Origin of the sequence: Pontibacter qinzhouensis, assembly GCF_008017455.1 — a bacterium.
Lineage (GTDB): Bacteria > Bacteroidota > Bacteroidia > Cytophagales > Hymenobacteraceae > Pontibacter > Pontibacter qinzhouensis.
In genome coordinates, this window is record NZ_VRTY01000021.1 from 26,600 (window position 1) to 39,992 (window position 13,393).

General features: G+C 47.5%; 8 protein-coding genes. 4 read left to right on the plus strand and 4 right to left on the minus strand.

The window, feature by feature from the left end:
• Positions 1-441: 441 nt before the first annotated feature.
• A complete protein-coding gene (locus FVR03_RS07400; RefSeq protein WP_147921105.1) occupies positions 442-1,764 on the minus strand; it encodes an energy transducer TonB in 1,323 nt (440 codons plus the stop codon).
• Positions 1,751-2,335, minus strand: coding sequence for an RNA polymerase sigma factor (locus FVR03_RS07405; RefSeq protein ID WP_147921106.1), 585 nt, complete (start codon positions 2,333-2,335; stop codon positions 1,751-1,753). Before FVR03_RS07405 ends, FVR03_RS07400 begins: the two co-directional genes overlap by 14 nt.
• A 202-nt stretch (positions 2,336-2,537) precedes the next feature.
• On the opposite strand from FVR03_RS07405, the gene FVR03_RS07410 reads away from it, so the two are divergent.
• The 3 genes from FVR03_RS07410 (at position 2,538) to FVR03_RS07420 (ending at position 8,713) form a co-directional block, all read left to right on the plus strand.
• Complete coding sequence (locus FVR03_RS07410; protein ID WP_147921107.1) at positions 2,538-4,445, plus strand: vWA domain-containing protein; 1,908 nt, start codon at positions 2,538-2,540, stop codon at positions 4,443-4,445.
• 579 nt (positions 4,446-5,024) lie between these two features.
• A complete protein-coding gene (locus tag FVR03_RS07415) occupies positions 5,025-8,309 on the plus strand; it encodes a PAS domain-containing sensor histidine kinase (RefSeq protein ID WP_147921108.1) in 3,285 nt (1,094 codons plus the stop codon).
• Between the two features lie 5 nt (positions 8,310-8,314).
• On the plus strand, positions 8,315-8,713 hold the full coding sequence (locus tag FVR03_RS07420; RefSeq protein ID WP_147921109.1) for a response regulator: 399 nt from the start codon (positions 8,315-8,317) through the stop codon (positions 8,711-8,713).
• Between the two features lie 74 nt (positions 8,714-8,787).
• On the opposite strand, the gene FVR03_RS07425 is transcribed toward FVR03_RS07420, so the two are convergent.
• Positions 8,788-10,656: a rhamnogalacturonan lyase gene (locus FVR03_RS07425; RefSeq protein WP_187270079.1), complete on the minus strand. Its 1,869-nt coding sequence runs from the start codon at positions 10,654-10,656 to the stop codon at positions 8,788-8,790.
• Positions 10,657-11,306: 650 nt separating this feature from the next.
• Complete coding sequence (locus tag FVR03_RS07430; RefSeq protein WP_147921110.1) at positions 11,307-12,704, minus strand: glycoside hydrolase family 88/105 protein; 1,398 nt, start codon at positions 12,702-12,704, stop codon at positions 11,307-11,309.
• Positions 12,705-12,808: 104 nt separating this feature from the next.
• On the opposite strand from FVR03_RS07430, the gene FVR03_RS24325 reads away from it, so the two are divergent.
• Positions 12,809-13,243, plus strand: a complete 435-nt coding sequence (locus FVR03_RS24325) for a hypothetical protein (protein WP_187270080.1) — start codon at positions 12,809-12,811, stop codon at positions 13,241-13,243.
• Positions 13,244-13,393 lie beyond the last annotated feature (150 nt).

A 13,393-nucleotide genomic window follows, 5' to 3' on the forward strand; every position in this document is an offset into this window, starting at 1 on the left:
TGCTGCTTTTTACTATTAAACCGACCCAGACCCTTGACCTCTGAAAGCCTTGTTTGCCTTCGGAAGGGCATTTTTATTTGAATAATTTGAATGGTTAAATTGTTTAATGGTTAAAGGGTTGATGTGGGGATTATAGGCTTCACCTTGAACAGTTTACGAATACACGAAACTGCAGCAGAAACAGAGAGGTCTTAGCAGAGCGGGCAACTCCTTACCCTTGAGACAAGTTCATGCAAAATACCTTCTGGAGGCTCTTTTTATTTGAATAATTGGAGTGCACACAACGGAAGGGCGGTACGGCTCTATTGTAACAACAAAGAATATTCTTCTATCACAATTTTTTGGTTCGAGGTTATACAAGAGGCGAATTTTTAACTTGTATGTACTACTTCTATGCTTATTTCCGTGGGTTAAAGAATAAATGACATAGAGCCAAACAGGCTACGGCTTAAACCGGATCGTCACTTTTACCTGTTGGGAGGTGGGGGTGCCATTGCTGGTGGCGGGTTGCCAGGCCGGGCCTTGCTGCACCAGGCGTTTGGCTTCGGCATCGCAGGCAGGGTGCAGGCTTTTGGTAACTTGTAAATTAGCTATCTGGCCATTTGGCAGCACGGTAAAGGCAACCACTACTTTGCCTTTTATGTTAGCTGCTCTGGCTGCCTCAGGATACTTCAAATTAGCTTTAATATATTTGTTAAACGCACTGGTGCCACCAACAGGCCGAGGTGCTACCATAGTGGCTGGTGTTGCTGCTGCTGTTGCATAGCCCGTTACAACTACCTCGCTTAAGGCGCTTGTGTTGGGGAACAAACTGATCTGCAGATTAGAGGTAGTGGCATCTATGGTTGTTTCAGCTGTTTCGTAGCCAATGTAGTTAAATACCAGCGTTCCGCTATCGGTGGGTGCTGGCAGCGTAAAGTTACCTTCCAGATCGGTTGCAGCACCAGTATTGGCGCCTCTTAAAACTACCGTTACGCCAGGCAAACCTTCTCCAGTCTCTGATAATACCCTGCCTGCTAATTTACTGCTTTGAGGTACCTTTGCCAGCTTTGAACTCTCTCCTGCTCTAGCTTTTGCCACAGTTGCTCCTGGTGCTGCCTGGGTTTGGAAGCCTGCTTGGCTGGTGGTCGTGCTATCTTCCTTCAGCTTGGTACTTGTCGCAGCCACAGGTGGAGTTGTCAGAGGTTTGAAATCGAGAGTGTTTAACGTATTTGTTTCTACTTTAAGTTCTTTTTTTGCCAAGAAGGGGGCTTGCTTACCAACAGTGGCAGGCGCAGTCGGGGTTTCAGTACCCGCTGCAGGTTCAGGTGCAAAAACCTCTTCTCTCAACTCCTCAGAAAGCGGTGCAGGTGCAGCTGGCGATAGCTCAGTTGGCTTGTTTGCCACAGTTACGGCCGGAGGGCGCTCTTTCGTGAATTGGGTGTACTGGTAATAAATAACCAGGGCCAGAGAGCACAGCAGAGCCACAATGGCAGCTGCAGCCCGCCAGTCGAGGAGGGGCATAGCTGGCAACCGACGTTTCTTTTTGGGCTGTTTCAGGTTTTGTAGCCGGAAGTTGATAGAGTGGACTGCATTGCGGGTAGTGGCACGATCGGCCAGCACCATGCCATCTACCACATCTGTACAGATGTCGCAGGTAAGAAGGTGCTGCTCTACCTCCAGGCTTTCAGCAGAAGGCAAGGTGTTCTCCTGGTACTGGCGCAGCTCCTCCAGCGTGGGGTGCTCCGCGCCTCCCCAAATCAGTTCCTCTTTATGGCTGCTCATGATGGTTCTCCAGGTAAATTTTAAGATTTCTTCGGCCGTTCTGTATGTAGCTTTTCACTTTGGGTAATTCACATCCGGTTATAAGGGCAATCTCTTTGTAACTTTTATGCTGCAGGTAAAACAGCTCCAGGCAGGTTTTCTGTTCAGGAGGCAGTTCTGTAAGTCCTTTTTCCAGCAGCTGCAGGGTTGCTTCCTGTTGGTCTTCCTCTACAAGATGCAGCAAAGCTGTTGATTCCATAAGCAATGCTGTTTTGTCGTCTACTGGCACCTGCTTAGTGTTGTGGCTACGCAGCAGTACCAGGCAGTGGTTGCGGGTGGTAACGTGCAGCCAGCTCTTGAAATTGGTTATCTGGTGTTTTTTCAGAAGCTCGATCAGCTTTTCGAAAACCTGCATGGTGGCATCCTTGCTGTCGTCCTCATCTTTCAGGTATTTGAGGCAAACGAGGTACACCATTTCCGTGTAACGCTCAAAGAGTTCTCCCATGGCGCGCATGTCGCCGGTTTGCTGGTACTTTTGCACCAGCTCCAGGTCGCTTGGAGGCGTAGGTTTGGAGAACAGTTTTAGAAACATGGAGCTGTAACGGTAGCTTTGGTTGTAAGCAGGTTATAAGTAAAGCCAGTTTTACACTTGTACGGATATCAAAGGACACACGGCAAAAGCTGTCAGGAATCGTGGTTGTAACCTAACGAAAATTTTCCGAAAGAAAAATCCTGTTTTTTTATGGAAACACCGGGCTTGCTGCATCCTTTTACAAACCATATAAACTAAGACTATGATCAGACATGCCTCTATTCTCGCCGTGCTGCTAAGCCTCTTTGTGCTGGGCGGCTATGTGTTTGCGCTCCAGACACAAGACCGAATTATAACAGGTAAGGTTACTGCCGCCGATGATGGGGCACCTTTGCCGGGTGTTACCGTTTCGGTTAAGGGCGCGCAGGTGGGCGCCACCACCAATCAGGACGGACAGTATAAGCTGGTGGTGCCTGCTAACCATAACATGCTGGTATTCTCTTTTATTGGGTTTAAAACGCAGGAAGTAAAGATAGGTACCCACACCGAAGTTAACGTAAAACTGCAGCTCGACAACAGGCTGCTCGAAGAGGTGGTGGTAACCGGCTACGAGAGCCGAAAAGGCAAAGTAACGCGCCACGGAACAATTTCCGAAATGCAGGTAATGGCTCCTGCACCCGTTAAACATACCACACCGGTTCTACAGCAAAATTCCGAAATGGTAGTAACAAGCCGGTTCAATACCGAAGAGTACGATGCCGTGCACGAAAGCATCTTTCTGGAAGCCACCCGTAACCCCCTCTCCACCTTTTCTATAGACGTTGATAATGCCTCTTATAGCAACGTGCGCCGCTTTTTGAATATGGGGCAGAAACCGCCAAAAGATGCAGTCAGAGTAGAGGAACTTATAAATTACTTTACCTATGATTATCCGCAGCCCCAAGGCCAGGAACCTTTTTCTGTTACGACAGAACTCTCTGCCTGCCCCTGGAACCCGCAAAACCAGCTGCTGCATATCGGGCTGCAGGGCCGCAGCATACCGGCAGAAAACCTGCCGGCCTCTAACCTGGTGCTGCTGGCAGATGTGTCGGGTTCTATGGATGAGCCTGCCAAGTTGCCGCTTGTAAAAGCCGGGTTTAAGTTATTGGTGGAGCAGCTTCGGCCTCAGGACAAAGTTGCCATTGTGGTGTATGCCGGGGCAGCAGGGCAGGTGCTTGCGCCAACCCCCGGTAACCAAAAGGCAAAAATTCTGGAGGCCATCGAGAACCTGCACGCCGGAGGTTCTACAGCCGGTGGCGAAGGCATAACGCTGGCCTATGCCATTGCACAGCAGCATTTTATAAAAGGAGGCAATAACCGAATAATTCTGGCAACAGATGGCGATTTTAACATAGGAGCCTCAAGCAATGCCGACATGGAGCGCCTGATAGAGCAGAAACGGAAATCGGGGGTTTATTTAACTGTGCTGGGCTTCGGCATGGGTAATTACAAAGACTCTAAAATGGAGATTCTGGCCAACAAAGGCAATGGCAACTATGCCTACGTAGATAACCTGCTGGAGGCAAAAAAAGTGTTTGTGAGCGAGTTTGGCGGCACCCTCTTTACCATTGCCAAAGATGTTAAGCTGCAGCTGGAGTTTAACCCGGCCAACGTGCATGCCTACCGCCTGATCGGGTACGAGAACCGCGCCTTGAAAAACGAAGATTTCAACAACGATGCCAAAGATGCCGGCGACCTGGGAGCCGGCCACACCGTTACCGCACTTTACGAAATTGTACCTGCAGGAGCTGGCACTGCTACAACTACACCAGCCCCTGTAGATGCCCTGAAATACCAGCAAGCACCAGCTACCACGGCTGCAGCCAACACAGGTGAGTTACTAACACTGAAACTGCGCTACAAGCACCCCGACGGCGATAAAAGCAGCTTGTTGCAACACACAGTGCAGCAGCAGGTTATAGCAGGCCCCAACACCTCCGATAATTTCAGGTTTTCGGCGGCTGTTGCCTCTTTCGGCATGCTGCTCCGCGATTCTGAATTTAAAGGCAATGCCACTTTTGCCTCCACCCTGCAACTAGCAGAGGGTGCCAGAGGCAAAGACAAAGAAGGCTATCGGGTAGAATTTATTAACCTTGTAAAGTCGATGAGCCTGCTGAGCAGCGGGAAGTAAGTAGATTTGTAGATTACTGAAGGAGATTTTGTACTTTTTTTTCTGGTCTGCAATTTTCAAATATCTTGTTTACCCTTGGCATTATTTGAACCAAAATCCTTTTGGAGGCACTTTTCATTCGAATAATTTAATTTTGCCGTAGCTGTTGTATGTGTCTTTAAGTTGAAAGTAAAGACTACTCCAAAAGGTTTTCTCCTTCTGCTGTTCAGATTTCAGCAGAAGGAGAAAACCTTTTGTCCTGTGCCCTCATGCTTATGTCTTGTTTCTAAAAGATGTCTGATTACAAAGTCAGAAAGATAATACTGGCTGCAGGAGAAATCATTTACCTGGCAGAGGTACTTGCAGAAAACCAACGTTTTGGAAGTACAGAGCGCTGCTGGAGGTAAAATAACTAAAAAAAATTATTCTTATAGTTAACTGTTTCAGAATACTTTGCAGTTAAATTGAATTTTTTAAAAAATGCTTTTGTATATATCCATACGATCGACTAGATTTATCATAAAGTTCAAGATTTAATAGCATTTTTCTGTTATTATTTTTAAAAAGACAGCAGCTTTTTCAGGGTTAATTTGTTATGGAATGGAGAGTAATAAGAGTAGTGGCGTATTAGGTCGGGTAGTTGATTTTTCTCTTGATCTGATTTGTGCTATTGACAAAGAAGGACAAATTTACCAGATAAATGACATCTGCAAGCAAATTCTGGGTTATGAGCGGGAGGAACTGGAGAACAAGAACTTCTTCAGTTTTATTCATCCTAAACATTATGAGGCCACCCGTTCTTTTGCAAAAGATATCTTTAAAAAAGCTAAGAAAAGTTATTTCGAGAACTGCTACCTGAGCAAAACCGGCCACGAGGTGCACCTGCAGTGGTCTACTGTCTGGTCTGAAGAAGATGAACTGTACTTTTGCATCGGGCGTGATATAACCGAGCAAAAACGGGTTACGCAGCAACTCCGCGAAAAAGACGAGCTCTACAGGTCGCTGATCGAGTACGGTGCCGATATGCTCGGGTTACTGGATGCCACAGGTACTTACCTGTATGTTAGCGAATCAACGAAAAATGTGCTGGGCTATTTGCCAAGCCAGTTGCTGGGGCAAAACGCTTTAAGTTTAATACACCCCGATGACCTGGAAAAAGTGCAGGAGGGGCTCTCTCAGATTAACACAGGCAATTATCTTCAGATTCTCGAATTTCGATTTAAAGCGGAAGATGGAAATTGGCGCTGGATCGAAACCAAAGCCAGCAACCAGTTAAATAACCCGGCCATTAAAGGCATTGCCATTAGCTCGCGCGACATAACAGAGCAAAAGCTGAACCGGCTGCAGCTGCAGGAGAGCGAGCAACGTTTCCGCTCTCTGTTCGAGAATAATCCGAACCTGGTGTATTACCAGAACCGCGAAGGCAAGATACTCGATGCAAACCCGGCTTTTTTAACCGCTTTCGGCCTTAGCAAAGGTGGGTTCGTGGGCTACTCAATTTTCGATTTCCTGCCATCGGATGTGAAAAGTTATACCTACCAAAAACACCTGGAAGCCTTTGATGGAAAGCTGGTTAGCTACGATCTCGAAACGGAGATAATAGGTTTTGACCACAAAGGCCGACGAAATTTTAGCATTACCAAAGTTCCTGTTACTATAAACGATACAGTTGTCGGGATCTACAGTATTTTAAAAGATACAACAGACATTATTCAGTCGCAGAAAACAATTCAGCAGCAGGCTAATAAGCTGAACACGATCTTCGAAAGCATTACAAACGCATTTTTTGTACTCGACAAAAACAGGAACTTTAACTATATAAACAAAGAAGCAGAGCGGCTGCTGCAACTTAACCGGAAAGATTGCCTGGGAAAAGACATTCTGACATTTTTCCCGGAAGAAAATACAGGCGGTTTCATACCTTATTACCAACAAGCCATAACAACAGGTGAAACAGTTTATTATAAAACGTTCATTCAAAAGGCAGATGTGTGGTTAGAAGTTGCCATGTACCCGTCTGAAGAAGGCGTTTCTGTTTACTTTACTGATATTACTGATAGAGTAAAGACAGAGCAGGAACTTGTAAAGCTTTCGTTGGTGGCCAGTAAAATAACAAATGGCGTTAACATTATGGATGCTACCGGCCACATAGAATGGGTAAACGAAGGCTTTGCTGTACTTACCGGCTATACGCTGGAAGAAGTGGTTGGCAAAACGCCGGGTGAGTTCTTATACGGGCCGGAGACCAGCCTCGAAACTGTTAACTACATCAGGGAACACCTGGTAAAGGGCATGGCTGTATCAGCAGAGATGCTCGATTACCATAAATCTGGCGAAAAAATTTGGCTGGCGGTGAACATAACCCCGATCCTGGATACTACCGGCAAGGTTAACAGGTTTATTAGCATTCTAACTGATATTACTGATAAAAAAGAAGCAGAGCAGGAGCTAAAGCAGCTGTCGTTAGTGGCCAACAAGATATCTAACGGCGTTACTATTATGAATGCCAGTGGCTGCATTGAGTGGGTAAACGATGGCTTTACCACCCTTACGGGCTACAACAAAAGCGAGGTTATGGGCCGTAGGCCACAGGATTTCCTGCACGGTCCCGAAACAAATCTCAACTCGGTTCGCCTGATAGGGGAGCGGTTAAGCAACGCCTTGCCGGTTTCTGTTGAAATGCTTGATTATCAGAAATCGGGTAGCAGAATTTGGCTGGCTGTAGATATTACACCTGTTTTGGATGACGCTGGCAAGGTTGTTAATTTTATCAGCATCCAGACCGATATTACCGAAAGAATCAGGTTTAGAGAGGAGTTGAAGAAACTCTCGCTGGTGGCCAGCAAAACAACCAACAGCGTTATTATAATGGATGCCTATGGCCGAATAGAGTGGGTAAACAAGGCTTTCTGCACGTTCTCCGGTTACGAAATGGCTGATGTGCTCGGGCAGGTACCGGGTGAGCTTCTAGCCGGCCCCGACTCTGATGCAGCGCAGATACAGGAGCTCCAGGACAAGTTAAAAATGGGGTTACCCGTTTCTATGGAGCTTTTAAATTACATTAAGTCCGGTGAGAAAAAATGGGTTCTGGTAGAAATAACTCCCGTGAAAGATAAAAATGGGCAGGTATTGCGCTTAATTGCCATACAAACAGATATAACAGAGCGCAAGCAGGCAGAAGTACAGCAGATGAAAATGACGCAGGACCTCTACAAGCAGAACCGGGACCTGCAGCAATTTACCTACATCGTGTCGCATAACCTGCGGGCACCCGTTGCAAACGCCCTTGGCCTTACTAACCTGATGGGAAGGGTAGATAAACATGACATAGCCTTCGATAAAGCATTGCTCAACCTTAAAAAAAGCATTATGCAGCTCGATTGTACTTTAAAAGATGTTAACACCATTCTTACAGCACGAAATCATAAACCAGAATCTGCTCTGCTTAATGTAAAGGAGGTTTGCCAACAGGCAGAAGAAGCGTTGCAGGACCAACTCATAGCCTGCTCAGGCAATATTCATTACAGATTTACCGGAAATTTGTTTATTCAGGCAGATAAAGCATATCTGTACAGTGTTTTTTACAACATGCTCTCCAATGCCATTAAGTACCGGTCGGCAGACAGGGCTTTAGATGTTGTCGTTACGGGTTCAAGTACTCCCGAAAATACAATAGTGCTGTCTGTTGCCGACAACGGATTAGGCATGGACCTGAAAAAAGTAGGGAAAGAAATGTTTAAGCTGTATAGCCGGTTTCATCCTGATATTAATGGCCGGGGCATTGGGCTATTTCTGGTTAAGTCGCATGTAGAAGCGATGGGAGGCAGCATAGAAGTTGAAAGTGAATTGAACGTAGGAACCAAATTTATAATTAGTTTAAACTGATAAACATGCAAGTTTTTGTTATAGATGATGACGAGATAAGTACTTTTCTGGCAGAGCAGGTCTTGCTGGAGGAGGACGAAGCCACTTCTGTCTCAACTTTTGCCTCGGCTTCAGATGCCTTTGAAACATTAACAAAGCATGCCCAGACCGATGTGCCAGAGATGGTGCTGCTCGACCTGCACATGCCCGAAATGAGCGGCTGGGAATTTCTGGATGCGCTGAGGCCTTATGAGCAATACCTCTATGGCAGATGCCACATCTATATTCTCAGTTCCTCACTCGACCCGGAAGATGAGACAAAAGCAGGCTTGTATACCCTCGTAAGTGGCTTTCTGCAAAAACCTATTGACCCCGATGTGCTGCAGGCACTTTTCTCGCAGGTAAAAAACGACACTATATTTTAACGCCTCTCCAGTAGTACCAGTGCCAGGTGGTATGCCATTGCTGCTACTGCTGGTTGTGGTTAAGGCTGGTTTTTCTACTGCGCTGCCGGGGTTTTAACTATAATGTTTGGTTTTGGCGGCTTGGCCATGCCGTGGCCCAGAAAGTAGCTGGTATGTGGCGGCTGGTTGTAACCTACGTTCTGCCAGGCAATGCTCAGGCGGTACTGCGGGTCGTGCATGAGCGTGTAGAGCCGGTGCTCGGTAGGGATGGTGGTGGTAAAGATCCGTAATTCTTTGCTGTCTTCTGTCCGGAACATTACCTCTTCGCGCCAGTCGCCTAGTATGTCGGCGCTAAGAGCAGGAGTGGCCTTGGTGCCGTTGTTGGAGCTGCAGCCTTCAGCGCTGAACAGGCGCACGGCTTCTTCTTTCTCGTAATCCCACTTGTCTATAAAATTTCGGTCCAGGATTTCGCGTAGCAGGTCACCATCCCACCAGATTCCGAAGTTAACAGATGTAGGTGCTTTGCTGATGCGCTTGCCTTTTACATTGTAGAGTCCATCACTACCATTCCACCACATTTCAGCGCCAGGGTTACGTGGGTCCAGGTCGGCTATCATGCCGCGGCCTACGTCTCTTTTTTCTTCGCCACCCCAAATTATTTCGCCGGTACGGGCATTAAACAGTGCCACGCCATACCCTTCGGCTGCAAGACCTTCTTCTGTTTCAATTTCGTGCACGCCCCACACCAGCTGGTCGGGGTTAGTTGGGTCGAAGCGGCTCACGTGCAGGGCGTCGCCGTGGCGCAGGCCGGTGGAGTAAATGCCTTTGCCATCGTCGTCTACTGCCATGGCACCGTACACAATCTCATCTTTGCCGTCACCGTCTATATCGTTCACGCTTAAGCTGTGGTTGCCCTGGCCCGAGAAAGGGTTTTTGCTGTTTTCAGAGTCGAATACCCAGCGCGAAGTGAGTTTGCCATCGCGCCAGTCCCAGGCGGCGATAACGCTGCGGCCGTAGTAACCACGGCACATAAGCACACTTGGGAGCTTGCCATCTAAGTAAGCGGCACCGGCCAGAAAACGGTCGGAGCGGTTGCCGGAGCAGTCGTTGCCACCGTTGCCGCCTACGCCGCCCCAGCCACACAAGTCGCCCCGGCCCACCAGGTAGTCGGCCGTGGCCAAGGCTTCGCCTGTTTCGCCGCTGAACACTGTAAAGAACTCCGGCCCCTGCAGAATCTTGCCATCGGCATCACGCCAGTCTTTTGATGCGTCGCCAATAACCTTGCCTTTGCCATCGGTGGTGCCATCGGCTGTTTTGCAGGCAAATTCTGCTTTGCCGTCGCCGTCCATGTCTATCACAATAAACTGGGTATAGTGTGCACCTTCGCGTATGTTTTTGCCAAGGTTAATTTCCCATAAGAGGGTGCCGTCCAGTTTATAAGCCTGAAAAATAGGTTCATCGGTAAAGCCTTTGGAAGGAGTGTCGCGGCTGCGGCCGGTCATATGAATAATGACCTCATACTCGCCGTCGCCGTTCAGGTCACCAACGGAGGCATCGTTGGCGGTATAGCCTTCTGGCGTTTGTAATGGAATGCTCAGGTAGTTTTGCTCCCATACTACGGCTGTTTCTGAGGCTGCCAGTTCTTTGCCTTGCAGCACAGGCTTTACAAAATAGCTGGTTTCCTTTTTGAGGTCAGCTTTGGTGTCTACAAAGTTCGTGCTGCTGGTAATGGGTTGCTTGTTAAGCCTGACAGGTTTTTTGTTGCCGCTTTTCCGGTAGAGGTTAAAGGCTGTTTCTTCTGGTTCGGTACCAAGTAAACGCCAGCCAACATAAACGGTGTTATTGGGGTTCTTAACGGCTACGATGCCTCTGTTCAGGTATTCCATCTGCCGTTGGCCCAAGGTGGCGCCGGCAAACAGGTAGCAAAAGAGGAGGGTAAGCGAAAACGTTTTGAGTATGGTCATGCGCAACGGTATTGCTATTTGTGAATAAGTAGGGGCTTCCTGTAAATGAATCGCTACTCGTTTTGATTGAATTATGCTAACCTATTAATGCGGTAGTAGCGAATTGGTGAATAGCTCTCTTTCATCCTCTATTAAGAACTCTTTTGAGCCAGACTCTACTGGTTTAGTAGTACTAAGTTTACATCGTTGCGGCTATTGCTGTGACCTCGGGGTGAAGCTGTTGTATTGCTGGAGTCTTAGTTCTTTTTGTCTTGATACAAAAAGAACAAAAAAAAATCAAGACGATTTTGTCTAAAGTGGCCCCTGCACCTCCACTCGCTGAACGCTCAGACAAAAAACCGGGGATAGGTGCACCTGGCTCAGGTGTTCGCTCTGTAGCTTCCTGCCGCAATATTGTTTTGTATAGTAGCTTTCTTCCGATGAAATTATTCTAATGATTTTGCCATTCCAAAGGCTTTTTAACGAAAGTCGATCTAAGGGTAAAACATCACTCTCTTAATCATCGATGCAAGGTTCACTCAAAACAACCATTCAACAATTTAACAATCACCAATCAACAACCAGCATCAAATTATTCAGATGAAAATAGCCTTCCAGAGATATTTGACCCATAGAAGGGTCAAGGGTCTCCGGAAGGCTATTTGAAATAATTACTTTGCTGTGGAGGAAAACTGTACGGAGCTATCGTTCATCTCAAACTTGTTGCCTTTTAAAAGGTTAATCATTTCGGCTCCGGCGAGCAGAACAGGGCCGTAGCCGTGGGCGGCGTATACATTAATAGGGCGGTAGTAATAAAAAGCCGGATCGAAGCCCATGCCTGTGCCTACACATGTGCCCTCTACCTGGCCTTTGTCGTTTACTTTGGTTGATACGGCGTTCCAGGCGAGCAGAACCATCGGGCCGTATGCCTGTTTATCGAGCCAGCCCTGGTTTATGGCGCGGGCAATGGCATAGGCATAAATAGCAGTGGCGGAGGTTTCGAGGTAAGAGTCGTTGCGGTCGAGGAGCTGGTGCCAGAAGCCTTCGCCCGACTGGTACATGGCCAGCCCTTGAACATGTGCCTGCAACTGCGCCTGCACTTTCTGGTAACCGGCATGTTCTTTTGGCAGTACATCCAGCAGCTCCACCAATGTCATAACGGCCCAGCCATTGGCACGCGCCCAATGGAACTGCGGATGCGGCTCCATGCCCTGCACCCAGCCATGCATGTAAAGCCCTTTTTCTTTGTTGAACATGCGGTCGGAGTACTGCAGCACCTGCTTCACGGCATCGTCGTAGTAACGATTGTCGTTGGTAAGTTTGCCCATTTGCGCCAGGGCCGGCACGCTCATAAACAGGTCGTCGAGCCAGAGGGTGTTGGGCAGCGGACGGTTACGTGCCAGCGTACCGTCTGGCAACCTGAACTCTTTATTGCTGATGTAGTCCATGTAGTTGTCGATGATCGGGCGCAGGTTTGTTTTGGTGGCACCGCTGCGGCTGGCTTTGATCATGGCGGCTGCCATGGCTCCGGCATCGTCGAGGGCGTGTGGAGCGAGCATCTGGCGGAGCGGACCTTTGGCATCTGGTTTTTTCTTTAGCTCGTTTTGGTAAAAAGGAGCAGCATCGGCCAGGAAGTTCAGGCGTTGGGTGGTATAGTTGGTGTAGCGTTTGTCACCGGTTGCCTCTCCGGCCAGCAGCATGCCGGCATAAGTTACACCCCATTCGTAACTAGTAAGCCTAAAATCGCCTTGCTCCAGCGTCGACTCATTGTTTAGCTTTTTCAGGTCGGTGATGGCTTTGCCATTTTTGTCGAGCATGCGGGCGGGGGTGGTGGCATCGAGGTAGCCGTGTACCCGCTGCAGCACTTTGGTTATATCCTCTACCGTAGTTTTACCATAGGGTGTAATGTAGTCGGGCTGCATGGCGTGCAGCGGGGTATTGGTATCAGTGGTTTTGGTCTGCGCCGTGGCCGCTTGCAAAGTACCGGCAGTTATAGCCAACGCCAGAAGGGCTTTTCTCAGGTTCTTGCCAGCGCTTCCTGTTGTGGAAGCAGTTAGTTGTTTATCCATTTTTTTATAAGTAGAAAGTCGGTTACTTTGAAAGTATTTTGCTTACACAGCAGAACTCCTGGTGCAACAACAGGAGGCAGGCTAAAAATATATAAAACAAACGTTTGTTCTGTAATAAAGCAATTAAATATGTTGGTGTAAGTTATTTAGTGGTTTTAGCAGCATGTTTTTCTAAAGCTACTGATATTCCGCTTCCATTCTATCCTGCGCTGTCCGGTACCATGCGAGAGACAGGAAGAGGGAGTTCTCAGATGAATTATTCTAATGATTTTGCCCTTCCAAAGAAGTTTTGGCTATTTCAGGTCAAGGGTTTGGTACACTTTTATTTAATTTCCCGGAACTTGCAATGGCACTACAGTCTGTTAAAAGACGCAAGGCACAAGATTTTATATCAACTCGTAAAGAGGTTCCAAGAAACAGCTTCACGAAGTTGTCACAGCAGTAAACGCAACTATGCGAACTTAAGACAAACATTACAAGTAGCCATTGCTTTTGGATTTCGCCCACAAGATTCTTCCAGAATGACAGAGTGGTTATAGCTGAAACAGAAATGGAAAACTTTAATACTGTTTGGTATCATATTGCATCTTTTGGTGTGTAAAGAACAAATTTTGGCAAGTTGTATATTTGTGAATCATTAGCAGAATGTTCCTTAAAAACGAGAGGCTGCCATTTTGCGGCAGCCTCTC